This window comes from Methylobacterium sp. (genome assembly GCF_019745455.1).
GTDB lineage: Bacteria > Pseudomonadota > Alphaproteobacteria > Rhizobiales > Beijerinckiaceae > Methylobacterium.
In genome coordinates, this window is record NZ_JAIETD010000027.1 from 13162 (window position 1) to 37754 (window position 24593).

Genomic DNA, 24593 nt, shown 5'->3' on the forward strand with positions numbered 1-24593 from the left:
AATATGACTTGAAACGGTCATATCGCCCCCTCAGAACGGGGCCATGAACATCGACGGCAAGCCCTACCGCACCATCTTCCTCGCCGACGACGGCCTCTCGGTCGAGGTCATCGATCAGACCCGTCTGCCGTTCGCCTTCGAGCTCAGGCGCCTGGCGAGCATGCAGGAGGCTGCGGATGCCATCCGCACCATGGTGGTGCGCGGCGCGCCCCTGATCGGCGTCACGGCGGCCTACGGGCTGGCTCTGGCGATGCGGGAGGATGCCTCGGATGCCGGCATCGAGTCCGCCAGCGCCGTTCTGGGGGCGACGCGCCCGACGGCGATCAACCTACGCTGGGCGCTCGGCCGCGTCGCCGCCAAGCTTCGTGCCGTGCCGACGGGAGAACGCGCCGCCTTCGCTCTTGCCGAGGCGGCCCGGATCGCCGAGGAGGACGTAGAGAGTTGCCGCGCCATCGGCGAGCATGGCGGGCGCATCCTCGCCGAACTCCACCGCCGGAAGGGCCGGCCGATCAACGTGCTGACCCATTGCAACGCCGGCTGGCTCGCCACCGTCGATTGGGGCACGGCTCTGGCCCCGATCTACAACGCCCATGAGGCCGGTGTGCCCGTCCATGTCTTCGTCGACGAGACGCGGCCGCGCAACCAGGGCGCCGCGCTCACCGCCTTCGAGCTTAACGGTCACGGCGTCCCTCACACCGTCATCGCCGACAATGCCGGCGGTCACCTGATGCAGCACGGCGAGGTCGACATCTGCATCGTCGGCTCGGATCGGACCACGGCGACCGGCGACGTCTGCAACAAGATCGGAACATACCTGAAGGCGCTCGCGGCCCACGACAACGACATCCCGTTTTACGCCGCGCTGCCGTTCTCGACCATCGACTGGACCCTGTCCGACGGCGTCAAGGAGATCCCGATCGAGGAGCGCGACGGCCGCGAGGTCTCGCACCTGACCGGGCGCCGCGATGATGGCAGTTTCGCCACGATCCAGGTGGTCTCGCCCGGAAGCCCCGTCGCCAACCCGGCCTTCGACGTGACGCCGGCGCGGCTTGTAACGGGCATCATCACAGAGCGCGGTGTGGCGGCGGCGGATGCGGAGGGGCTGCTCTCTCTCTATCCGGAGCGGCGGAAGGCAGCCTGAATTTCGCCGCCAAATGGGTGTGTCCGATGGTGCAGACTGGTGAGGGCACTGTCGAAACGCTTCGGCGTTCTGCACGCGTCGTTTTGCTGTCGCCGACCGGCCACGTGCTGCTGATCCGGTTTTCGATAAAGCGAGCGGACGGGCTTTTCAATTCTGGGCGACGCGGGGTGGGACGGTCGAGGCCGGCGAGACGGATGCGGAAGCGGCGGCGCGCGAGCTGGCGGAAGAGCTTCGTCTCGATCTACCGCTTCGGGGGCCGATTCACACAGCCACCGACCGATTTGAGCATCACGGCAGCATCGTCACGAACACCGACATCTTCTTCGCCGGGTACTGCAACGTCGAAGATATCGTGTTGCATGGGATGAGCCCGGAAAAACGCACCGCCATGCAGGTGACCCGCTGGTGGTCCGCGGACGAGATAGAAGAAAGCCGCGAGACAGTCTTTCTGCCGGGCCTTGCAGAACTCGTGCGAAAGCAATCGCGGATGGCGCGTTCTCAAGGCCTCACGCCTCCCACTGCCAGAACACCGATCCCTTGAACTCGAACACCTTCTCCCCGCGCTGGTTCACGCCGGTATTGTGGTGGGTGGCCAGACCCCAGCCGGGGCGCGAGGCGGTGGCGCGGGCCTCGGTCAGCGTGCAGGTGAACCGGATGACGTCGCCGGCATAGACGGGTGCGAGCCAGCGCAGGTCTCGGAAACCCGGCGAGGGGCCGAGTTGCGGCACCGGGCCGTTGCGCTGGGTGAGGGCGATGTCGCGGCCGCGGGTGATGTGGAGGCGCTTCATCCAGGCGGCGGTGGTGTGCCAGCCCGAGGCGCAGAGCGCGCCGAAATGGGTCTCCCTCGCGCGTTCCGGATCGGTGTGGAAGACCTGCGGGTCGTAGGCGCGGCCGAAGGCGACGATGTCCTCAGCCGTGAAGAGATGTCGGCCGAGGTCGCGCGGCTGGCCAATGATCGACTCCTTGAGGAAGAGGAGCGGCGCGGCATCCTCTCCTTCGGCCGGCGGTTCGGGATCGTCGAGGGTGACCGAGCGGGGCGGCAGTGGCGGCGTCCCCCGACACGGAAACATCACCATGAAAGCCTGTGTCATCACGGTTTCGTCGCGGCCGTTGAGCACGCTCATCGCGAAGCGGACGAAGCCGCGGTCGGGCTTGGTATTCGAGGCCCGGCAATCCTCGACTTTGGCGACGATCCTGAGCGCATCGCCGGGCACGACCGGCCGCAACCACCGCAATTGCGTCACCCCCGGCGAGCCCATCGACGAGCCGCCGCGGAAGACGTGGCGCTGGAGGAGAAGCATGCCGAACCCGGCCGTCTGCCAGCCGGAGCCGATCAGGGTGCCGACGAACGTCGCCTCGGCCGCCGCCTCGTCGAGGTGGAAAGGCTGCGGATCGAACTCGGCCGCGAAGGCGACGATCGCGTCGCGGGTGACGGTGAGAGGTCCGCCCTCGATCACCTCGCCGGGCGTGAAATCCTCGAACGCGATGGCATTCATCGATGGGCCTCGCCAGATGGTAAGGACGCGGCTTCCGGGCGGGAGTTGAGGGTACCCAATGCCGCAAAACCGGGGGGCGTCTAGCACGTCGGTTGCGGTGCGTCTGCGTTGCGACAGTCGGTGCTGGGGCAGTGCCCACGCACCGTCCTCCTTGACTTCGGGGGCGATCGCGACTAGCCCCGCCGCTCACATCAGACGAGCATTCGTCACCGCACCACGCCGACCGGCCCTGTGAGACCGGAGGTCAACGCCCGACAGCGCGATGCGCCCTCGGGCGGGTTTTGCGTTGGCATATGGAGCGTCTCCGACCCTGACGACCTTGAACGAGCCGATGCACGCCGCCGCTTCCGAACTCAGCATCACCGATGCGGTCAACGAGACCTGCCCGTGGTCGGGCAAGCCGATCGCCGCTGATTCGCTGACCCTTTACAACGGAGCCGTGGTCGGCTTCTGCAATCCCGAATGCCGGGACAAATTCGCCAAGGCGATCCTGGCCTTCGAGGCCGGTCTCCAGGCACGCCGGGTCACCAACGCAGGCCTCGACCAGTGACGTCCGTCTGAGGGGAGCCAACGCATGTTCGAAGGCCTATCCGACCGGCTCTCCGGCATCCTGTCCGGGTTGACCCGCCGCGGCGCCCTCACCGAGGCCGACGTCACCGCAGCCCTGCGCGAGGTCCGCCGCGCCCTGCTCGAGGCCGACGTCGCCCTCGAAGTGGTGCGCGACTTCACCGAGAAGGTCCGTGAGAAGGCGGTGGGTGCCGTCGTCGTCAAATCGGTGACGCCGGGCCAGATGGTCGTGAAGATCGTCAACGACGAGCTCGTGGCGATGCTGGGCTCCGATGTCGGCCTCATCGACCTCAACGCGCCCGCGCCCGTCGCCATCCTGATGGTCGGCCTTCAGGGCTCGGGAAAGACCACGACCACCGCCAAGATCGCCCGCCGCCTCAACACTCGCGACAAGCGCCGGGTGCTGCTCGCCTCCCTCGACACCCGCCGCCCGGCGGCGATGGAGCAGCTCGCGATCCTCGCCAAGCAGGTCGAGGTCGAGAGCCTTCCGATCATCGCCGGCCAGTCCGCCGTGCAGATCGCCAGGCGTGCCATGGAGGCGGCCCGGCTCGGCGGCTTCGACGTGGTGATGCTCGACACCGCCGGCCGCACCACCCTCGACGAGACGCTGATGGCCGAGGCGGCCGAGGTGAAGGCCGCCACCAACCCGCACGAGGTTCTGCTCGTCGCCGACGCGCTTACCGGGCAGGACGCGGTCGTCACCGCCCGCGCCTTCGACCAGCGGCTCGGCGTCACCGGCATCGTCCTCACCCGGATGGACGGCGATTCCCGCGGCGGTGCGGCGCTCTCCATGCGCGCGGTCACCGGCAAGCCGATCAAGCTCGTCGGCACCGGCGAGAAGGTCGATGCGCTGGAGGAGTTCCATCCCTCTCGCGTCGCCAACCGCATCCTCGGCATGGGGGACATCGTCTCGCTCGTCGAGAAGGCTGCCGAGACCATCGACCACGAGCAGGCCCTGCGCACCGCTGAGAAGATGCGCAAGGGCAAGTTCGACCTCGACGACCTGTCGATGCAGCTTGCCCAGATGGAGAAGATGGGCGGTATCGGCGGCCTGATGGGCATGCTGCCCGGCATGGGTCAGATCAAGAAGCAGGTCGAGGGCGCAAACCTCGACGAGAACATGTTCAAGCGCCAGCGCGCCATCATCTCCTCGATGACCGCCCAGGAGCGCAAGAATCCCGACATCCTCAAGAACTCGCGCAAGAAGCGCATCGCCGCGGGCTCGGGGACGAAGGTCGAGGAGCTCAACAAGCTCCTCAAGATGCACCGGACCATGGCCGACATGATGAAGGCGATGGGCTCGGGCAAGCGCGGCATCGGCCAGGCGCTCGGCTCGATGTTCGGGCTCGGTGGCGGTGGCATGGGCGGAATGCCTGGTCTGCCTCCGGGCATGCCCGAGCCGACGCCGGAGATGATCGCCGACATGCAGAAGCAGATGGGCGGAAAGCTGCCTCCGATGCCCCCAGGCCTCGGGAGTGGCGCAAAGATGCCGGGCCTTTCGGGGCTCGGCGGTGGAAAAGGCGGCCTGCCAGGTCTCGGCGGATTCCCATTCGGGAAGAAGAAGTAGGGGCGAATAGGGAGTAGCGACTAGCGAATGGATTTCAGATTGGCTCTATTCGCTACTCACTACCCACTATTGGCCTAGAACAACCAAACATCACCATTCAGGAGAAACCGATGTCCCTCAAGATTCGCCTCACCCGTGGCGGCGCCAAGAAGCGCCCATACTATCGCATCGTCGTCGCCGACGCCCGCGCCCCGCGCGATGGGCGCTTCATCGACAAGGTCGGCGTCTACGATCCGATGAAGGCCAAGGACGATCCGGCCCGCATCGTGCTCGAGAACGAGAAGATCCAGGCCTGGCTCGCCAAGGGTGCCCAACCCACCGACCGTGTCCTGCGCTTCCTCGACGCGGCCGGCCTCGCCAAGCGCCCAGCCCGCAACAACCCGCAGAAGGCCGAGCCCGGCGAGAAGGCCAAGGAGCGCGCAGCCAAGCGCGCCGAGAAGGCCGCCGCCCCGGCCGAAGACGCTGCGGCGTAAGGGTTTTCCCCTCCCCCTCGTGGGGAGGGGTAAGGGGGGTGGGGGAGTTCCGCTGGCCTCGGGCTCGGGTCACCCAGCCGCTCTGACCCTCGATCCCTCCCAACTAGGGGAGGGAAGCGCGTCGAAACTGAACGACCTTGCGAGAGCAACCGCATGTCACGCCGTCCCGGCTCATCCTCCCGCGGCGGCCACCGAGCGGATCGGCCCAGCCGGCTCGATCCTGGCGCGGTCACGGCGCCGCGGCGCCCTGAGCCCGAGGCCGACGCGTCGCTGCCGCCAGCCGATCCGAGCCTCGTCCGGATGGGCGAGTTCGGCCGCGCCCAGGGGCTGAACGGCGAAGTCCGCCTGAAATCCTATACCGGCGATCCGGCCGCCATTGCCTCCTATGGTCCGTTGATCGGCGCCGACGGCCGCCGCATCGAGTTGACCAGCGTGCGTCCGGCCGCCGGGACTTCGCCGGATCTCCTAGTCGCCCGCGTCAAGGGCATCACCGACCGGAATGGAGCCGAAGCCCTCAACCGCCTCGCACTCTATCTTCCTCGCGAGCGCCTGGGCGAAGTGCAAGACGAGGACGAGGTCTTCACCGCCGACCTCGTCGGACTCGATGTCGTCGACGGCGAAGGCACGGTCGTCGGCACGATCACCGATGTGCCGAATTACGGCGGCGGCGATCTCCTGGAGATCAAACCGGCCGCCGGCGGCGTCACCGCCCTCCTGCCCTTCACCAAGGCCTTCGTGCCGGTGCTCGACGTCCCGAACAGGCGCGTCGTCATCGACCCGCCGGACGACCTGTTCACCCCGGCCGGGCCGAAGCCTCCGGACGAGCCCGCTTAGGCGTCAGCGGCCGACTATACGCGGCGCTACCGAGCTTGCCAGCCGCTCGGCATTCCCCGAGGCGACCGCCCGGTCGCTGGCGAGCGAGCGGATCGTCAGGAGGTCGCCGCCGTGCAGGATGATGGCGGTCGAGCCCGCGGTCGATGCGATCGCGTAGGTGGTGATCCAGCCCACTGCCGGCGCCACCGAAAGGGGAGAGAGGCGGCAATCCGGGCTCCTTGCCTGGCACAAGGCTTCGAGCCGCGCCATCGTCGTCTCTCCCGAACGCACACGGGCCTCGGTGCCGTCGTCCTGGCGGCCGAGCAGGATGTCGATGATCGGGGCGCCCTCGCAATCCGGGCAGGTCAGGGTCAGCCGCTTCGCCTCGGCGCGCAACGTGAAACGCCGGTCGAGCGCCGCGCTGATCTCGGATTTGATGGTCCTGAGATCCCGAACGGCGAACCCCTCGGCCTGGGCGGCGCCTCCCGCGAGACAGAGAACGCCGATGACGAGGATGCGCATGGGAAGGTCTCCTGAAAGAGCGTGAAGTTCAGGCCGTGCCGCGCGGATCGACATATTGCTTCAGCACCGCGATGTCGGTGTAGGGCGCCGGCCAAAGGACGATCCTGTAATGATCGTCTCCGTCCAGCCCATCCTCGCTGAGCGTCCCGAGCCCGCCGAAATAGGCCCTGACCCGGTACTGGCCTGCAGGCACGGACAGGATGTCGATCGAGCCACCGGTAGATTCGTGGATTTCCAGCCGGCCCGAGGGCAGGTCGAGGCTGGCCTCCGCCACGTGGTCCCATGCCTGCAGGTCCAGCTCCGGCGCCTGCTCGGCGAGTTCGAGCTCGACCGGCATCTCCATGTTGCGCTCGGGCTGAACCACGACGAGGAAAGGTTCCGCCTTGATCCGGCGCGCCACATCCTCGTCCGTATAATTCGTCGCCGCGTCAGGGCTCGTCCCGTGGTCCCATAGATAGAACTGATGGTAGTCGGCGAAGATCGCGTAGCGCTTGATCATGCCTTGGCTTCCTTGCTCCGCGGTTCTGCGCCAGGACGGCATTGATCGGCCCTCCTCCCCATCCGCTACCGAGCTTTGGCTCGCGTCGTCTCGTCCTTGCAGGGCTTGATCTTGGCGGGGTCCGGCCGGGCCGCCGCGGCCGGGGCCTCGAACACGGCGAGGTAGTGGCTCCCGCCTTCGAGCTTATGGAACCCGGTCTCGCGGTAGCCGGCGGCTGACAGCTCGCAGCGCAGAAGCGCGGGCGGGGTGCCGTGATTGGAGGGGATATCGTCGTCGTCCACGATACCGACCCGGCCGCCGGGCTTCATCGCTCCGGCGAGGTTGTGGAGCAGGCCGAAGGGCTGGCTGATCTCGTGGTACATGTGGACGAGCACGGCCGCGTCCACCGAGTTCGGCGGCAGGCGCGGATCGTGGGGCTCGCCGCGGACCACGGTGACGTTCGAAAGCTTCTCGCTCCGCACCCGCCGCGACAGGTCGTCGAGATACCGCGGGATCACGTCCTCGCCGAAGATCCGTCCGGCCGGGCCGACGATGCGGCTCAGCCGTGTCACGTAGTAGCCGCTGCCGGCGCCGATATCGGCTACCGTCTCGCCGGGTGCGATTGTCATCAGCCGCGCCACCTGACCGACCTCGTCGACCTTGTCCCGGTCGGCTTCGGCGGCCCAGAGCGGCGTGATGATCTCCGCCACCGGCCGGTCTGGTTTCGGAAAGGCGCTGGCCGGCAGTCCCGGCGGCCCGAGCGGCTCGGCGGCCTGTGCCGGGAGGGTGAGGAGGAAAGCGATGGCGAGGAGGCGTGTCATGATCTCCAAGAGGTAGTTCACGTCCCGTACCGGACCAGTCTCCACCGAATTTCGCGTCGGCGAGACGGCCATCGCGCGCCGGCATTTGTCCCCCGAATTCCCCGGTCATTTCAATTGATCGCCATGATGGGAAGCCTCATGCACGAACAGGATCTTTGATGCATCGCGGTGGTGTCGAGGGGCGCCGAGCGGACCGGGCGGAGGCCTGCCATCTGGGCTCTCCGAGTGTCGTCGGCGGGCTTTGGCAAGCAGGGGCGACGACATGAGGGTTTGGGTTCTGGCCTGCGCGATGCTCGCATCGCTGGCGTGGCCATCCTTGGCGAAGGATTTCGCCCTGCCGGCGGAGGGCCCCGCGGTCACGCTGAGCGTCCCAAATAATTGGGACATCACCGAGCTCGAGAACGAGATCGCGACGATCGCCCCTGACGGGTATCTCGTCGTCACCATCGGCTTCGGGAAGCGGTCCGAGCTCAACGAGCTGATCAAGGGGAGCAAGGACTACCTGAAGGAGAGCAAGGTCTCCTTGAGCGTCAAACCCGTCGAGCTGACGATGGATTTTGCCGGCATCCCGGCCTGGGTCCAGCGCTACGCAACGAAAGGCCAGAACGGGAAGACCATCGTCGACCTCATCACCGTCGAGGCGAGCCGCGACCGCGTGGTCCTCATCACCGTCATGGGATCGAACGAGGAGCGCAAGGACAACGAGGCGGCTTTGTCCGGCATCTTGAGCAGCCTCAGGTTCCCGGGCGAAGGCGGCAGCGCCGCCGTGCAGCCGGTCCCGCCGCAACCACCTAAGGTCGCGGCCGTCACGCCGGCGCCGGCAACGGCACCTCCCTTCGCCGTGCGCCGCGCCGTGTTCGTCAAGCGACGCCCGGACAGCTTCGGAGACGTCGACGTCCGTCCCAACGACGCGTTCACGCCGGGCGAGGCGCTGCTGACCTATATCGAACCCGTCGGGCAGGCGACGCTGCCCGCCGACGGTGGCAAGAAGCGGTTCGGCGTCATCGTAGACTTCGAGATCCGGACGCGGGACGGCAAGGTCCTGGGCGGTCAGAAGGCCATGCTCGACCGCGACCTGACCATGCCCGGCGATGCCAGCGACCCCAAGTTCTACATCGATGCCAAAGTCGACCTGACTGGCGCGGCGCCGGGCGCCTACGTGCTGACCTACATCCTGCGCGACAAGCTCAGCGACCGCGTCACCTCGATCGACCAGCCCTTCACCATCGTGACCGCTCCGGCTCCCGCAACTCGCCCTGCAGAGGCGCAGGCTGATGTCGGCTGCGCCAATCCGGTGGCCCGCGAGGGCATGATCGAGGCCGTCAACCAGAGACCGGCCTTCCGCGACGCGAAGAAGACCCTGAAGGCCTTGGCCGATCCCGAGCTCGTCAGGGATGCAAGACCGAAATCCCTGACTTGCCGCTACACGGCCATCATCGCCGAAACGAAGGCCTCCGGGCTGGTCGAGACCCGACAGAAGATCACGTTCGTGATGACAACCGACGACAAGGGCGAAGTCGACGCGGATTACACGATCGAATAACGGACGGAGCGCCCGACACATGGCATGGAGTGGCTCGGTTTTTCGCCTTGCCGCCGCCTCGCCTTCGGTCCAAGCCGTCGCCACGATGACCTCGTCGCCCTGGCACGCCACCCTCCTGTCCCTTTACCCCGAGATGTTTCCGGGGCCGCTCGGCGTCTCGTTATCTGGCGACGCCCTGAATCGCGGGACGTGGAGCCTCGAGGCGCGCCAGATTCGGGAGCACGGGCTCGGTCGGCATCGCGCGGTCGACGATACCCCCGCCGGGGGCGGGGCCGGAATGGTGCTGCGCTGCGACGTGCTGTCGGCTGCCATCGACGCTATCGGGGCTGACGAGCGCCCGCGCCTCCTCATGAGCCCGCGCGGCCGTCCGCTCACGCAGGGCCGCGTGCGGACCCTGAGCGGAGGCCCAGGTGTCATCATCGTGTGCGGCCGATTCGAGGGGGTGGACGAACGGGTCATCGAAGGGCGCCGCCTCGAAGAGGTATCGATCGGCGACTACGTCCTCTCCGGCGGCGAGATCGCCGCGATGGTCCTGCTCGATGCCTGCGTGAGGCTTCTGCCCGGCGTCATGGGCAAGGCAGAATCCGGCGTCGAGGAAAGCTTCGAAGCGAGACGGCTCGAATACCCTCACTACACGAGGCCGCGCGACTGGGAGGGTAGGGCGATCCCGGACGTCCTCACCGGCGGCAATCACGCCGCCATTGCCCGCTGGCGCGAGGCGGAGGCGCTTCGGATCACCCGCGAGCGCCGGCCGGACCTGCTGGAAGGTGAGGACGCCTGAGGCGAAGCCGGTGTTGAGGGCTCGACGCGCCAAGCTGCTTCATGATGAGGCAGCTTGCTTATTCGACGGCACAGGTTCATTGGCAGAGGCGGGCCACTCCTCCCCAACGAGGAGCTTTCATCTGGAAGGATGACCGCTATGAACCGTCCCACATCGCGTCCCCGCGTGCCTAATTTCTCGTCCGGCCCCTGCACGAAGCGTCCTGGCTGGACCCTCCAGGCCCTCGAAGGGGCTGCCCTCGGACGCTCGCACCGCTCCGCCCTCGGCAAGGCCAAGCTGAAGGAAGCGATCGACCTGACCCGCAAGGTCCTGCGCGTTCCTGCCGATTACCGCATCGGCATCGTGCCCGCCTCGGATACCGGCGCCGTCGAGATGGCGATGTGGTCCATGCTCGGCTCACGGACCGTCGAGGTCGCGGCCTGGGAGGCCTTCGGTGCCGAGTGGGTGACCGACGCGCTGCAGGAACTCAAGATCTCGCCTATCGTCCACCAGACGCCCTACGGCGTGGTGCCCGACCTGTCGAAAATCGACACGAAGAACAACGACGTCATCTTCACCTGGAACGGCACTGCCGCCGGGGCGAAGGTGCCGAACGGCGACTGGATCGCCGCCGACCGCGATGGCGTCACCATCTGCGACGCGACCTCGGCCGCCTTCGCGATGCCCCTCGACTGGGACAAGCTCGATGTCGTCACCTTCTCCTGGCAGAAGGTGATGGGCGGCGAGGCCGCGCACGGCATGATCATCCTCTCGCCCCACGCCGTAGCACGGATCGAATCGAACAGCCCGGCTTGGCCGATCCCGAAGGTCTTCCGCCTTGCCAAGGACGGCAAGCTGATCGAGGGCATCTTCAAGGGCGACACCATCAACACGCCCTCGATGCTCGCGGTTGAGGATTACCTCGACACCCTGCGCTGGGCCGAGTCGATCGGCGGCCTCGACGCGCTTCATGCCCGCGCCGATGTTAACGCCAAGGTCATTCACGACTGGGTCGCCCAGACCCCATGGATCGGGCATCTCGCCGCCGATCCGGCGACCTACACCAATACGGGTGTTTGCCTCGTCATCACGGATTCGGATGTCCTGGCTAAGGGCAACGCTGCCGTCGCCGCCGTCGCCAAGGGCATCGCCGAGACGCTCGAGGCTGAGGGCGTCGCCTTCGACATCGGCGCCTATCGCGATGCGCCTGCCGGGCTTCGGATCTGGTGCGGCGCTACCGTCGAGGCCTCAGACCTCACGGCGCTGACGCCGTGGCTCGACTGGGCCTTCGCGGCAGAAAAGGCGAAGCTGCTCGCTCAAGCGGCTTAAGGTCGTCGAGTCTCCATGCTTACGGCGTAAGCGCCCCTTTCCCCGCTCGCGGGGAGAGGGTTCCGAACCCCTAGCCGGGGTGGGAACGAGGCGGCAGCTGACGGTGAGGGGGCAATGTCGGAGGAGGCACTTCCGGATGCGCCCCCTCACCCTCGCTTCGGCTGCGCCTCCCGCTTGCCGCTGACCCGACAAGGGGTCAGCAGCCCTCTCCCCGCGCGGCGGGGAGAGGGGAAAGCCGGCGCTTGCCGCAACAGAAACTGCGTCCCCAAACCAAATTCCCTTCTCAAGAGCCGGAGGCCACCATGCCCGCTCCCAAGGTTCTCATCTCGGATTCCCTCTCCCTGGCCGCCGTGCAGATCTTCCGGGATCGCGGCATCGACGTCGATTTCTTCCCCGATCTCGGCAAGGACAAGGACCGCTTCGCCGCGATCATCGGCGGCTATGACGGCCTCGCCATCCGCTCTGCCACCAAGGTCACCCAGAAGGCGCTGGCGCAGACCACGCGCCTCAGGGTGATCGGCCGCGCCGGGATCGGCGTCGACAACGTCGACGTGCCTGCCGCCACGGCTCGGGGCGTGATCGTGATGAACACGCCCTTCGGCAACTCGATCACCACGGCCGAGCACGCCATCGCCATGATGTTTGCGCTCGCCCGCCAGATTCCCCAGGCCGATGCCTCGACGCAAGCCGGCAAGTGGGAGAAGAACCGCTTCATGGGTGTCGAGCTTACGGGCAAGACGCTCGGCATCATCGGCTGCGGCAACATCGGCGCCATCGTAGCCGACCGCGCCATCGGCCTGAAGCTCAAGGTCGTCGCCTACGACCCCTATCTCTCGCCTGAGCGCGCCATCGAGATCGGCGTCGAGAAGGTCGAACTCGACGCGCTGCTCGCCCGCGCCGACATTATCACGCTGCACGTACCGATGACCGAGAAGACCCGCAACATCCTCTCGGCCGAGAACCTCGCAAGGACGAAGCCCGGCGTTCGCATCGTCAACTGCGCCCGCGGCGGCCTCGTCGACGAGGTCGCCCTGCGCGCCGCCCTCGAGAGCGGGCACGTCGCCGGCGCTGCCTTCGACGTCTTCATTGAGGAGCCGGCCACCGACAACCCGCTCTTCGGCCATCCCAACGTGATCTGCACGCCCCATCTCGGCGCGGCCACCAGTGAGGCTCAGGAGAACGTCGCCCTTCAGGTCGCCGAGCAGATGTCCGACTACCTTCTTCAGGGCGCAATTAGCAACGCGATCAACTTTCCGTCGATCTCGGCGGACGAAGCGCCTCGGCTCAAGCCGTTCGTGGCGCTCGCCGACAAGCTCGGCTCGTTCCTCGGCCAACTCACCGATGCGCCGATCAAGGGCATCCGCATCACCTACGAGGGTGCGGTCGCGGCCTTGAACACCCGCGCGCTGACCGCAGCGGCGGTAACGGGAGTGCTGCGGCCCTTCCTCGCCGACATCAACATGGTCTCGGCGCCGGCCGTGGCGCGCGAGCGCGGCATCGTCGTCGACGAGATCAAGCGGGAGGGTCCGCACGGCGACTTCGAGTCCGTCGTGCGGATCACGGTCGATGCCGAGGACATGCCGCGCGACGCCGCCGGCACCGTCTTCCACGACGGCAAGCCCAGGATGGTGGAGATCCGCGGCATCGCCATCGACGCCGCCATCGCGCCCCACATGCTCTACGTGCGAAATCACGACAAACCGGGTTTCATCGGCCGCCTCGGCACGGTGCTCGGCGAAGCCGGCGTCAACGTCGCGACCTTCAATCTCGGCCGCGAGACCGAGGGCGGCAACGCAATCTGCTTCTGTGCCGTGGACGCGCCCATCTCACCAGATATCGTCGCCGAAATCGCGGCAATTCCGCAGGTGAAGCGCGTGCGGGCGGTGAGTTTCTAGGGTATCGCCAGGAAACCCATCCTCGGCTGATCGCAGCTTCTTTCGAGAAGGTGCCGCAATGATCCGCGATGCCGCCATCGGCTGCTCCTGCGACGACGAAGCCAGAGTCTGGTTCGTCGAGGAAACGGACATTCCGGGTCTCGTGACGGAGGCACCGACCCTCGACGCTCTCCGTCTCAAGCTCCTTGCACTGATACAGGACCTGCTCGATCTCGACGCCCCGGCGGAGATCGAGATCGATCTCATTGCTCACGCCCACTCACGCGTCCGCGTCGAAGCTGCATCGCGCTGGCAAGGCAGTGGGATGGAGCACAAAACGCTTAAGTATACATCTACATTAACATTGCGCCGTTATGCTCGCACAAAAGACGATGAGTACGAGGTAACTGCGTGACGGATTTTACGCCGCCGTTGAAAAAATTCCTTCGCCAGAACGGATTCTCGTTCTGGGGGAATGACGAGACTGGTCGAATGGTCGTCGTCGATCACGCAATCAGATCTCGACATGCCGCAAACGGGTCCTGAAGCAGGCCGGGCTGTCGAAAGCATTCCGAGTTCGCAGACGACTTCGATGGCAGACACGTGGTGTTTTTGCCTCGCGTCGGTGAGCATCTTCCGCCGCAAGATCGCGCGTTTCTATTCATCCGGACATCGCGTCCCTTAACGGGAGAAATCCTTCACCTCGATGAACGGATGCACCGGGTCTTTACGCTTCGTTAAGCATGTTTGGATTGTATGTGGACGGAGAGCGAGGACAGACCGATGCCGGAAGCCGCCCGTCACCACCCAACCCAGGATGTCAGCACACGGCCTGCATCCGGCCCGCTGCGCGACTGGCTTGCCGCCATGAAGGCTGCCACGTCCCAGCCTGGCGAAACTCCGAGCGAGCCCGAAATCGAGCGCGCCGCCAAGACGTCCGGCCAACAGGCCGGCCAAGCCTGGTCACCGCGAGTCGTGGCGCCGCCGACCGCCTCGCAGGAGGACGCTCCCGAAGCCGAGGGTGACGTCGCCGACCTGATGGCCGAGAACATGATCCTGAAAGCGAAGCTCCGCATGGAGACGGACCGCTACAACGAACTCCAGGCCATCCTCGCTGCTGAGCTGCGCGACCTGCGTGCACATATCGACGAGGAAATGCGGGAGCTAGACGAAGTTCGCGCCGAGCGCGATCTCTGGATGGCCCGCGCCGAGGCCCTGGCCCAGCCGCTGTTCCAGAAGCGCTGAGGCCGTCAATCGAACCTGGAACGACGAAGGGCCGCCCGATCGCTCGGGCGGCCCTTCCATTGCCGAACCTACTCTCGAAGGCCGGCCGAACTTGATTTTGGCGCCCTGCCGATCAGACGATCGGAGCGGAGGCGACGGTCCAGGTCCGGTGAGCCGTAGAGAGCGGCTGATGACAATGAGACACTGGATCACCTCCTTTCGTTCGTTGCGATGATCGGAAGGTAGGTGGCCAGTTCGGGTTTGAAAAGGCCGTCGCCTGCGCCCTCTCGCCGCTGGTCGATGGCCCGCCGGTAGCTCCGATGATCGAGCGCGCGTAAGAGGAACCGTCCTATCGCGGATCGACCGGATTTCCCGAGCGCCATGCAATCGAACTCACCACGGCAGGCCCGAGACGGCGAGCGTTCGCCAGCGCCCGAGCCTGAGGCCGCTCTCGATCCCGATGCGATGCGACAGCCCCTGGCCAACGCATGGTACTGCGTCGGCCCCTCGGAGAGCTTCAGTTCGACCAAGCTCCGCGCGGTCGACTTGGACGGCGAGCAGATAGTGATCGGGCGGGAGGCGTCCGGCGATGTGTTCGCGTTGCGCGATCGATGCCCGCATCGCGGCATGGCCCTTTCGAAGGGCCGCTTCGACGAGAATGGCCTGACCTGCCCCTTTCATGGCTGGCGTTTCGGCACCGACGGACGCTGCCGCGACGTGCCGACCCTGTCTTCCTCGGACCAGGCGGATTTCTCGAGGATTGCAGTGCAGCGCTTCCCCATTCGCGAGAGCGCAGGCTTCGCCTGGGTCAATCCCCATCTCGGGCCGCCAACCGGGGGCGACCTTCCGGCCGTGCCCGATCTCGGGTTCAAGGCCGCTGGTCGGCTGGTACTGGAACTCGTCGTCGAGGCCTCGTTCGATCTCACCACCCTGAGCCTCGTCGATCCCGGCCACGTCGCTTTCGTCCATGATTCCTGGTGGTTCCGGCCATCCAAGACCTTGCGCGAGAAAGTGAAGACCTTTACGCCCACGCCGCACGGCTTCACCATGACGAGCCACGGCACGGCCACGAGTTCGCCTGTCTACAAGTTGCTCGGCGGCGCACCACAGGTCGAGATCGAGTTCCGGCTGCCGGGTGTGCGACTCGAGCGGATCGAGGCGGGCACGAGACGAGTCGCGAACTACACTTTCGCCACGCCGCTCGGCCGCAACCGGACGATGCTGACGAATGCCCTCTACTGGAACATGCCGGCCCTCAACCTGCTCAAGCCGCTCGCGCGCCCGCTGATGCGCCAGTTCCTGACGCAGGACCAGCAGGTGCTCCAGCACGCGCAAGCAGGGCTCGACCGCAAGCCGACGATGGTGCTGTTCGGGCAAGGAGACCTGCCCTCGCAATGGTACTTCCGCCTCAAGCGCGAAGCCCTGGCGGCCCAAGCCGAGGGACGAACTTTCCGCAATCCGCTTGTTCAGCAGCAATTGCGCTGGCGCTCCTGACCGCGTTTCGACCCCCGGCATCGACATCGCGCCTCCGCAGGCTTGACGGGACGAGCGGCGCTGCCATCTCGTAATGATGAAACGGCGAAGCCTGCTCGCGGCGGTCAGCGCCGCCACCGTCATGACCCTCGGAGGCGTCGGCTATGCCGCGCACCGTCGCGCCCGTAACCCCTATTACGATGGTCCGAGGAGCGACCATTTCGATGGAATACGCTTCCATTCGCCGGATCAGGCCACGGACAAGGATCTGGCCGAAGTCATTCGCTGGCAACTCGCCCGAGCCGGTGAGGCGTGGCCCTCGCACTTCCCGAGCCCTCATGTGGACACGCCGCCGGAGCGGGCGGGAGGCCTGCGCGTCGCCCTGATCGGGCATGCGAGCTACCTGTTCCAGGTCGCCGGCCGCAACATTCTGGTCGATCCGGTCTATGCCAAGCGCGCGAGTCCCCTTCGGTTCGCAGGACCCAAGCGGGTCAATCCGCCGGGCATCGCTTTCGACAAGCTACCGCCCATCGACGTGGTTCTCATCACTCACAATCATTACGACCACCTCGACGGACCCACCATGGCCCGGCTCTGGCAAGCCCATCAGCCGCTCATCGTCGCCCCGCTCGGGAACGACACCATCCTGCGCAGCTACGACGACACCATGCACGTGCTCGCCAAGGATTGGGGCGAGTCCGTCGACCTCGGTGGCGGCGTCACCGCACACCTCACTCCGGCCAACCATTGGTCGGCACGAGGCTTGAACGACCGGCGAATGGCGCTGTGGTGCTCCTACGTGCTGACAGGGCCAACCGGAACTCACTACCATTCCGGCGATACCGGTCTCGGCGACGGTGCAATCTTTCGCGATGCCCGTTCGCGGTTCGGCCCGGCCCGGCTCGCCACGCTTCCGATCGGGGCCTACGAGCCGCGCTGGTTCATGAAGGGGCAGCACATGAACCCGGCCGACGCCGTGGAGGCGGCGCTGCTGCTCGAGGCGAAGCAGGCGCTCGGCCACCACTGGGGTACCTTCCGCTTGACCGACGAGGGTGTCGAACGGCCGGTGGAGGCCCTGGCCGCGGCCTGCGCAGAGCGGGGAGGGGATTTATCGTTCCGTGCCCTCCACCCGGGCGAGGTTTGGTCCGCTTGAATCATACGAAAGCGTTTATCGTAAATGGAAAATTAGCCGCTTCGCCGCATGCTTGAGCCAACCGCCTGAACCGCCAGACGAAAAAGCAGATGGCTATGTTTCGCACTCTCACGGCAAAGCTCATCCTGCTGGCCGCTTCGGCAATGACGGTGATGGCAGCGATCATTCTGCTGGCAACGAGCTACGAAGTGCTCGGGCAACTTGAGGTTCGGCAACGCCAGGAGGGTGAACGACACCTGAGAACGCTCGCCCTGGTATTCGATTCCAAGGTCTCCGGCAGCCGGCTGAAGCTCGAAGGCGGCAGCGTGACGAAAGTCGAAGCCCCGGCCCTCGGCACTCTCGACGACCTCGCCATCGTCGACATGGCCGTCGCCTATGCGGGCGGCACGGCGACCGTCTTCACCTACGATGCCGGCCGGGACGCCTTCATCCGCCGGATCACGACCGTCAAGAAGGAGAACGGCGAACGCGCGGTCGGCACCGCTCTGTCGGCCGACCACCCTGCGCAATCGGTACTGCGTTCCGGTGCGACCTATCGCGGCCGCGCCACTCTCTTCGGGCGAGACTTCTTCACCGTCTACCAGCCGACCCTCGATAGTGGCGGCAAGGTCAATGGCGTGCTCTTCATCGGCCTGCCGCTCGAAGCCTACGATGCTCTCTATCGTTCGACGATGACGACGATGGGCGTCGCCGCCCTCGTCGTTGCCCTGGCGGCCTGCCTGCTCTTCGGCTTCGTCGCCCTGAAGCTGCTGAGCCCGCTTGGGGCCATCGCCCGGCGCACGACCGAACTTGCCGAAGGCGACATCGACAGTCCCATTGCTTTTGTGGAGAGGCGCGACGAGGTCGGCTCGATCGCACGCGCCCTCGACGGGCTTCTCGTCACCAGCCGGCAGGCCCAACTCCTGGAGAATGACCAGCGCAGCGCATCGGCGGATGAGACCGAGCGCCGTACCCGCCTCGACGCCGAGATCGCGCGCTTCCGCTCTGCTGCGTCCGACGCGGTGCGCTCCTTCGGCGACCGAATGACCATCATGCGGAGCCGGGCCACGGAGATGGCGGCCCTTTCCGCCAACGCCACGCGTGCGGCCCAGGGCGCCTCTGCCGGCTCCCGCGAGACATCGGCCCATGTCCAGACGGTGGCAAGCGCAGCCGAGCAGCTCTCGGCCTCCATCGGCGAGATCGGCGCACGGATCGCCGAAGCCAAGCGCGAGGTCGAGGGCGCTTTCGGAGAAGCGGCGGCAACCAACAGGCAGATCGGCGAGCTTGCCACCACTACCCAGCGCATCGGCGACGTGGTCGGCCTGATCCGCGCGATTGCCGAGCAGACCAACCTCCTGGCCCTCAACGCGACGATCGAGGCCGCTCGCGCCGGTGAGGCGGGCCGCGGCTTCGCCGTGGTCGCCTCGGAGGTCAAGCAGCTCGCGAGCCAGACAGCCAAGGCCACCGACGAGATCGCCAACCAGATCGCTTCCGTCCAGATGTCCACCGGCACCGCCGTCGAGGCAATCGGCCGTGTGACCGGCCGGATGGCGACGATCAGCACGACCACAGCGGATCTGGCCGATGCGGTCACCGCCCAGGGCGCGGCCACCGGAGAGATCTCGCGCAATGCCGGCGAAACAGCGGGAACTTCGGTCGCCATCGCCCGAGACCTCGACACGGTCACGGACGTCTCGCAGCGTACGGCCGCCATGGCGGCCAGCGTTCAGGAGACCGCGACCTCCGTCGAGACTGTGGCGGCAGGACTCGAAGCCGAAATCGAACGCTTCCTTCGTGCCGTGGCGGCGTAACAGGAACTCACGGCGAAGAGACGCAACGCGATCATCCATCCGGCTTAAGCCGTAACTTTGCTTTAAGGCAGGCCACCTATCCTCCGAGTTAACCTGCAAGCGAGATCCCACCTTGCCGCTAACGGCAGCATCGCTCGCTCGACGTCGCCCGCATGGGTTGTTCGAAGACATCAGGAGCGTCGATGCCCCGGCGGAGACCCTCAGCGGACATAGTTGCGGAGATCTGCGGACCCGGCCGCTCGATCCGGCCGGCGTTCCAGCCGATCATCGATGCCCGTAGCGGACGGGTCGCCGGCTTCGAGGCTTTGGCGAGACTCGTCGACGAGACCGGCTACGGCGCGACGGCCGATTTCCTCGCCGGCCTTCCCGACAGCGCACGCCTTCGGTTGTTCGAGACGATGCTCGATCAATCCCTCGCCGTGATGGCGGACCTGGGCGGACCGGAAGAGACGTTCTACGTCTCGATCAATGCCGAGCGTTTCCTGTTCCTCGACGACGCCTTCTTGGCCATCGTGACGCGTGGGCTGGGCAAGCACGGCTACCCGGCCTCCCGTCTCGTCCTTGAGGTCCTCGAGAATGGCCTCATCGAGAACGAGGCCGGCATGATCGAAAGCCTGGCTCGGATAAGGGGCCTCGGCATCCGCGTCGCCCTCGACGACATCGGCACTGCCCATGCCTCGCTCATCAATATCAAGACCCTGCCAGTCGACATTCTCAAGCTCGACCAGGGTTTCGCGCGCGGGCTCGCCAAGTCGCCGCACGACCTTCAGTTCGCATTGAGCCTGATCTCACTGGCGCGGGGCCTCGGCAAAACCCTCGTGGTCGAAGGGGTCGAGACCGCCGAGATCCTCGACGCCCTGATGATCCTCGGCGTCGAGTTCGCGCAGGGTTACGGCATCGCCAGGCCGATGCCTGCGAGCGACGTAAGGTCATGGCTCGACACCTACGAGGTTCCGGTGGCGACCCGTTCGCCTCAGTCGCTTCTCGGCACCTATGCCAGTCATCTCACCGTGGTCGAGACCTGCCGCATCCTGATGCACCAGCCGCTTCCCGTGGCCTGGAAGGAAGAAGCAGCGAATGCGGATGCCTGCGAGATCGGCCGCTACTTCAGTCGTTGCGGGCTGCACGATACGGCCTTCGGCAAGGCGCATCGCCAGTTTCATCGGGTCATGACCTGCTACGCGACGGATTACCCACTCTGGAAGACGGGAGCGGAGGCCTTCGCCCATACGCTGGCCACAGCGATCGCCGAAGGGCAAGAGGGCTGAAGGGCGGTCAGAGGATGAAGCGGCTGAGATCGGTATTGGCAGCGAGACTGGCGACGCGGTCGCGCACATAGGCCGCGTCGATCGGCACTGTCTCCCCCGAGCGGTCGGTGGCCGAGAACGAGATTTCGTCGATAACCCGTTCGAGCACGGTCTGCAGCCGGCGCGCACCGATATTCTCGACGGCGTTGTTCACGTCGACCGCGACCCTTGCCAGCGCGTCGATGGCGTCCTCGGAGAAGTCGAGCGTCACGCCCTCCGTCGCCATCAGCGCAACCGTCTGCTTGATCAGGCTCGCTTCGGTGGTCGTGAGGATCTGCTTGAAATCCTCGACGGTGAGGGGCTGAAGCTCGACCCTGATCGGCAGCCGACCCTGCAGTTCGGGCAGGAGATCGGAGGGCTTCGAAACGTGGAAGGCGCCGGACGCGATGAACAGGATGTGGTCGGTCTTCACCGGCCCGTGCTTCGTCGCCACCGTCGTTCCCTCGATCAGCGGCAGGAGATCCCGCTGTACGCCTTCGCGGGAGACATCGGCCGACGAGCGGCCTTCACCGGCACAGATCTTATCGATCTCGTCGAGGAAGACGATGCCGTTCTCCTCGACATCGCGGACGGCGTCCTGGGTCAAGGATTCGGCATCCACGAGCTTGTCGGATTCTTCAGCCAGCAACGGTGCATAGGCGTCGCGAACCGTCATCCGGCGCGGCTTGCCTTTGCCCCCGCCGAGGGCCTTGCCGAGCATGTCGCCGAGGTTGACGGCGCCCATGGAGGCGCCGGGCATTCCCGGAATTTCGAACATCGGCAGCCCGGAAGGCGACCCTCCCGACAGCTCGATCTCGACCTCCTTGTCGTCGAGTTCGCTTGCCCGCAGCTTCCGGCGAAAGGCGTCGCGGGTCGCCTGGCTCGCCGTCGGGCCGACGAGGGCATCGAGGATGCGGGACTCCGCCGCCGCCTCCGCCTTGGCCTGGACGCCGCGCCGCCGTTCCTCGCGCTTGAGGCCGATGCCGACCTCGACGAGGTCGCGCACGATCTGCTCGACGTCGCGGCCGACATAGCCGACCTCGGTGAACTTCGTCGCCTCGATCTTAAGGAAAGGAGCGCCGGCGAGCCTCGCGAGGCGACGAGCGATCTCGGTTTTCCCGCATCCGGTCGGCCCGATCATCAGGATGTTTTTCGGGGCGACCTCTTCGCGCAACGGGCCGGTGAGCTGCTGGCGGCGCCAGCGGTTGCGCAGGGCGATAGCGACGGCGCGCTTGGCATCGTTCTGGCCGACGATGAAGCGATCGAGCTCGGAGACGATCTCACGGGGAGAGAAGGTGGTCATCGGGTTCCGACGGGATGAGGCAGCCGTGCCGCAAGGCCGCGGGGGAGGGCGCGCAGGATCAGGCCGCGCAAGGGATGCCAGCCCGCGCTGAGGAGCAGCACGAAGGCGCCAAGGGCCAGCAGACTCAAGGGGAGCGAACGGTTGGCGTACCCTAAATCGCGGATCAGAGTGCCGAAGGCGATCACCGTGTAGGTCATCCCAGCCACCAGGATAGCGCGGCGGTCGGTGACCAGCGCGACCAGCGCCAGAACCAGGACGACGGCGAGGACGAGGCCCGCCGCAGCCGATCCGGTGAAACCACCGGAGCCCGCCGTCATGGCGGATAGGACAGGATGAACGATGAGCGGCGCGGCCAGCAGGTGGAGCCAGAACGCCGTGTCGGTCGCCCGCGATGTCCGCTCCGGGTCCGAGATGTCGTAGCGCATGGCGAAGGCGAAGATCGCGAGGCCGGCAACGATCAAGAGGCCGTTTTGGCTTCGCTCGGCGAAATCCGGCGCGAGCGCGAAGACGAGTGCGACAAGGGTCCCGGCAAGTGCCGCGGTGCCGGCCGCAATGGTGATAGGCACCTGGAAGCGGCGATAGTGGAGGGCGACGAGGCCAAGCGTGCCGAGAGCTGCGGCAGCCACCGGCAGCGGCGCGTCGAGGTTCGGTGCAACGATCCCGAACGGCGGGATGCCGACGGCCTTAGCCCCGGCGAAGAGGAAGACCACGGCCGAGAAACTCGCCGTCGCGAAGGCCACGAGCAGGACAATGCTCGGCAACGCCATGCGTCGGCGGCGAGTGAAGAATTCCGCGAGCCCCCAGGACATGGCTGCCACCAGCGCGCTGCCGAAGGCGTCGCCGATCGTCTCGGACGCGATGTAGGCGGAGGTGCCCAGGAACAGGAGCAGCCCGATCGTCACGAAGATGTCGGCGAAGCCGGAAACGAAGCGAAGCCGCTCGTCGTCGTTCGGTGGATCCGCCAACTTAAGCGCCGGTTCCTGGCCAAGATCGAGCAACGCCAGGGCCTGGCTCTCGGTGACGATCCCTCGTGCGACCGCTCGGTCGAGGAGCAGACGGTCTATCATAGCCGTTCCGCGCCGGCGGTAGGGCCGGGGAACGATCCGGCAGGAGGCTGAATGGTAATAGGGTCGCTGGGCACGATCACGATCTAAGCATCATTCCGCGGAGTACCACAGGGCACGCCGCAAAAACGATGTCTCGGCCCGCACACAACGCCGTAGGCGGGATGAGCCCGGAGGCCAGCCCGCCGTATCCGGACGTCAGGCAGCGCGTACGCCGCCGACGAAGCTGTCCACCTCGACGGCCATGGCCTTCGACTGCCGGACGAGGCCGCCGGCCGCACCGAGGACCTGGGCTGCGCGGGCGCCGGCCTGGATCGCGGCCTCCTGGACCTGGCCCATCGTCTCGGTCACCGCCTGGGTGCCGCGAGCGGCGTCGCTGACGCTGCGGGCGATCTCCTGGGTGGCGACCTGCTGCTCCTCCACCGCTGCAGCGACGCCGACCGCGATATTGTGGACCGATCCGATGGTCGTACCGATCTCCGCGATGGCGCCGACCGTCTCGCGCGTCGCGTTCTGGATCGCCGCGATCTGAGTGGTGATCTCGTCGGTGGCCCTGGCGGTCTGGGACGCGAGTTCCTTGACCTCGGAGGCGACGACGGCGAAGCCCCGGCCCGCCTCTCCAGCCCGCGCGGCCTCGATCGTCGCATTGAGAGCGAGGAGGTTGGTCTGCCCGGCAATGCTGGAGATCAGGGCGACGACGTCGCCGATCCGCGAGGCACTTTCTGCCAGGGCCTGGACGCGGTCATTGGTGCGCCTGGTGCTCTCCACCGCGCTCGCGGCGGCGGCCGACGTCTGGGCGACCTGCATGCCGATCTCGTTGGCGGTGGCGGCGAGTTCTTCGGTGGCGGCGGCGACGGACTGGACGTTCATCGCCGTCTCGTTGGCGGCGTTCATGACGGCGCTGGAATGCCGGTTTGTTTGATCGGCATCGGCAGCCATGGCTTGGGCTGTACGCTCCATCTCGGAGGCTGAGCCCGACAGGGTCTCGACGAGGGCGCCGACGCTGCCCTGGAAGCCGTCCGCGAGGCCCCGCATTTCGGCGCGGCGGCGCTCCTGAGCGGCGACCGTCTCGTTGGCGAGGCTGGCGCGAGAGGCGGCACTCTCCTTCATGGCGTTTGCGAAGACAGTCATGCTCGCCCAGATCGCGCCGATCTCATCGCGCCGCGGCTGGACGTGAGGCAGATCGTGGTCACCCGAAGCGAGACGACGGATGCTGTCCGACACAATTGCGAGAGGACGGGCGATCATCCGGTCTCCGACGAGGCCGCCGACCACAACGCAGCAGATTGCGCCACCAATCGCGAGGCCGATGAGGAGCATAAGACGCGAGTCGTAGAGTGTATCTGTGTGCTTATCGATCGCTTCGACCTGTGCCAGGCCGCTGGCGGAAAGAGCGTCGATGCTATCCTGGAAGGCTTGGCGGTTGGCGCGATTGAGCTCGTTGAACCCCTGATCGGCCGCAGCCTTCGGCGACACCTCGGTTCCGAGCCGCGCCGTTTCCTTGCGCAGGATCGTGAAATCGGCAGCGCCCTTGATCACCTTGTCGAACAGCGGGCGCTCGATCTCCGGGACGACGCCGCCCCATTGCGCCAGGAGTGCGTTCATCGCATCGAGGTTCTTGATGAGGCGCTCGGCGTATTTCTTTGCGTCCGCGACATCCTTGGCGGCGTAGATGCCTCGGGCTTCGACGACGACACTGGTGACCAGGCGATTGAGGTTGGCCGCGTTGAGGGATCGCTGGGAGGCTTCCTTCGTCTCGGTGATCGCCTCGTTGAACGTCCTGAGCGTCATCGCGCTGATGCCCGCAACTAACAGCGTGACTAGGCTGCAGAGGGTGACGAAGGCCAGAATCTTCGATCGTATGCTCATGACAACTCGCCGCTAATCGTCTCTCAGACGATGGGCTTAAACCATTC

At 66.4% G+C, this 24593-nt stretch carries 22 protein-coding genes and 1 pseudogene; 16 read left to right on the forward strand and 7 right to left on the reverse strand.

The annotated features are described in order from the left end of the window. Positions 1 to 43: 43 nt before the first annotated feature. Positions 44 to 1141: an S-methyl-5-thioribose-1-phosphate isomerase gene (gene mtnA / locus K2Y56_RS05220; RefSeq protein WP_292505813.1), complete on the forward strand. Its 1098-nt coding sequence runs from the start codon at positions 44 to 46 to the stop codon at positions 1139 to 1141. A gap of 151 nt (positions 1142 to 1292) precedes the next feature. After that, positions 1293 to 1682: pseudogene (locus tag K2Y56_RS26445) on the forward strand (NUDIX domain-containing protein); the annotation flags it as partial. Here K2Y56_RS26445 and K2Y56_RS05225 read toward each other — a convergent pair. Next, positions 1648 to 2637: a MaoC family dehydratase gene (locus K2Y56_RS05225; RefSeq protein WP_292505815.1), complete on the reverse strand. Its 990-nt coding sequence runs from the start codon at positions 2635 to 2637 to the stop codon at positions 1648 to 1650. The pseudogene K2Y56_RS26445 and the gene K2Y56_RS05225 overlap by 35 nt on opposite strands. 331 nt (positions 2638 to 2968) lie before the next feature. Between K2Y56_RS05225 and K2Y56_RS05230 the strand changes: the two genes are divergently transcribed. The 4 genes from K2Y56_RS05230 (at position 2969) to rimM (ending at position 6078) form a co-directional block, all read left to right on the forward strand. Next, positions 2969 to 3187, forward strand: coding sequence for a glutathione S-transferase (locus tag K2Y56_RS05230; protein ID WP_292505922.1), 219 nt, complete (start codon positions 2969 to 2971; stop codon positions 3185 to 3187). Between the two features lie 24 nt (positions 3188 to 3211). Further along, positions 3212 to 4771: a signal recognition particle protein gene (ffh, locus tag K2Y56_RS05235; protein WP_292505818.1), complete on the forward strand. Its 1560-nt coding sequence runs from the start codon at positions 3212 to 3214 to the stop codon at positions 4769 to 4771. A 110-nt stretch (positions 4772 to 4881) separates the two neighbouring features. Next, positions 4882 to 5244, forward strand: coding sequence for a 30S ribosomal protein S16 (gene rpsP / locus K2Y56_RS05240; RefSeq protein ID WP_292505820.1), 363 nt, complete (start codon positions 4882 to 4884; stop codon positions 5242 to 5244). A 153-nt stretch (positions 5245 to 5397) separates the two neighbouring features. Continuing rightward, complete coding sequence (rimM, locus tag K2Y56_RS05245; protein WP_292505822.1) at positions 5398 to 6078, forward strand: ribosome maturation factor RimM; 681 nt, start codon at positions 5398 to 5400, stop codon at positions 6076 to 6078. A gap of 3 nt (positions 6079 to 6081) precedes the next feature. Here the strand turns inward: rimM and K2Y56_RS05250 are convergent, their stop codons facing one another. The 3 genes from K2Y56_RS05250 to K2Y56_RS05260 form a co-directional block, all read right to left on the reverse strand. After that, positions 6082 to 6579 (reverse strand): hypothetical protein, encoded by a 498-nt coding sequence (locus K2Y56_RS05250; RefSeq protein WP_292505824.1) that lies wholly within the window; start codon positions 6577 to 6579, stop codon positions 6082 to 6084. Positions 6580 to 6607: 28 nt separating this feature from the next. Beyond that, positions 6608 to 7078, reverse strand: a complete 471-nt coding sequence (locus K2Y56_RS05255) for a hypothetical protein (protein ID WP_292505826.1) — start codon at positions 7076 to 7078, stop codon at positions 6608 to 6610. 65 nt (positions 7079 to 7143) lie between these two features. Further along, positions 7144 to 7878 carry a methyltransferase domain-containing protein gene (locus tag K2Y56_RS05260; RefSeq protein ID WP_292505924.1) on the reverse strand — a complete coding sequence of 245 codons (735 nt, stop codon included), beginning with the start codon at positions 7876 to 7878 and terminating at the stop codon, positions 7144 to 7146. 262 nt (positions 7879 to 8140) lie between these two features. Here K2Y56_RS05260 and K2Y56_RS05265 point away from each other — a divergent pair, with 262 nt between their 5' ends. From K2Y56_RS05265 to K2Y56_RS05310, 10 genes are all read left to right on the forward strand, one after another. Next, positions 8141 to 9421: a hypothetical protein gene (locus K2Y56_RS05265; protein WP_292505828.1), complete on the forward strand. Its 1281-nt coding sequence runs from the start codon at positions 8141 to 8143 to the stop codon at positions 9419 to 9421. Positions 9422 to 9506: 85 nt separating this feature from the next. Beyond that, the gene (trmD, locus tag K2Y56_RS05270; protein ID WP_292505926.1) at positions 9507 to 10202 is read left to right on the forward strand and encodes a tRNA (guanosine(37)-N1)-methyltransferase TrmD; all 696 of its coding nucleotides are present in this window, start codon (positions 9507 to 9509) and stop codon (positions 10200 to 10202) included. 129 nt (positions 10203 to 10331) lie between these two features. Further along, a complete protein-coding gene (locus K2Y56_RS05275) occupies positions 10332 to 11510 on the forward strand; it encodes a phosphoserine transaminase (RefSeq protein ID WP_292505831.1) in 1179 nt (392 codons plus the stop codon). Between the two features lie 302 nt (positions 11511 to 11812). Further along, positions 11813 to 13405, forward strand: a complete 1593-nt coding sequence (gene serA / locus K2Y56_RS05280; RefSeq protein WP_292505833.1) for a phosphoglycerate dehydrogenase — start codon at positions 11813 to 11815, stop codon at positions 13403 to 13405. A 58-nt stretch (positions 13406 to 13463) separates the two neighbouring features. After that, positions 13464 to 13799: a DUF1902 domain-containing protein gene (locus K2Y56_RS05285; RefSeq protein WP_292505835.1), complete on the forward strand. Its 336-nt coding sequence runs from the start codon at positions 13464 to 13466 to the stop codon at positions 13797 to 13799. 368 nt (positions 13800 to 14167) lie between these two features. Next, positions 14168 to 14629 (forward strand): hypothetical protein, encoded by a 462-nt coding sequence (locus tag K2Y56_RS05290; RefSeq protein WP_292505837.1) that lies wholly within the window; start codon positions 14168 to 14170, stop codon positions 14627 to 14629. A 360-nt stretch (positions 14630 to 14989) separates the two neighbouring features. After that, the gene (locus K2Y56_RS05295; RefSeq protein ID WP_292505839.1) at positions 14990 to 16102 is read left to right on the forward strand and encodes an aromatic ring-hydroxylating dioxygenase subunit alpha; all 1113 of its coding nucleotides are present in this window, start codon (positions 14990 to 14992) and stop codon (positions 16100 to 16102) included. A 76-nt stretch (positions 16103 to 16178) separates the two neighbouring features. Further along, on the forward strand, positions 16179 to 17234 hold the full coding sequence (locus tag K2Y56_RS05300; protein WP_292505929.1) for an MBL fold metallo-hydrolase: 1056 nt from the start codon (positions 16179 to 16181) through the stop codon (positions 17232 to 17234). Positions 17235 to 17323: 89 nt separating this feature from the next. Continuing rightward, positions 17324 to 19024: a methyl-accepting chemotaxis protein gene (locus K2Y56_RS05305; RefSeq protein WP_292505841.1), complete on the forward strand. Its 1701-nt coding sequence runs from the start codon at positions 17324 to 17326 to the stop codon at positions 19022 to 19024. 182 nt (positions 19025 to 19206) lie between these two features. Next, positions 19207 to 20292, forward strand: coding sequence for an EAL domain-containing protein (locus K2Y56_RS05310; RefSeq protein WP_292505843.1), 1086 nt, complete (start codon positions 19207 to 19209; stop codon positions 20290 to 20292). Positions 20293 to 20299: 7 nt separating this feature from the next. Here K2Y56_RS05310 and hslU read toward each other — a convergent pair whose 3' ends face one another. The 3 genes from hslU to K2Y56_RS05325 all read right to left on the reverse strand — a co-directional run bounded on the left by hslU (position 20300) and on the right by K2Y56_RS05325 (position 24546). Beyond that, positions 20300 to 21613, reverse strand: coding sequence for an ATP-dependent protease ATPase subunit HslU (gene hslU, locus K2Y56_RS05315; RefSeq protein WP_292505845.1), 1314 nt, complete (start codon positions 21611 to 21613; stop codon positions 20300 to 20302). After that, positions 21610 to 22680 carry a hypothetical protein gene (locus K2Y56_RS05320; RefSeq protein WP_292505848.1) on the reverse strand — a complete coding sequence of 357 codons (1071 nt, stop codon included), beginning with the start codon at positions 22678 to 22680 and terminating at the stop codon, positions 21610 to 21612. Before K2Y56_RS05320 ends, hslU begins: the two co-directional genes overlap by 4 nt. Positions 22681 to 22875: 195 nt before the next feature. After that, positions 22876 to 24546 carry a methyl-accepting chemotaxis protein gene (locus K2Y56_RS05325; protein WP_292505850.1) on the reverse strand — a complete coding sequence of 557 codons (1671 nt, stop codon included), beginning with the start codon at positions 24544 to 24546 and terminating at the stop codon, positions 22876 to 22878. Positions 24547 to 24593 lie beyond the last annotated feature (47 nt).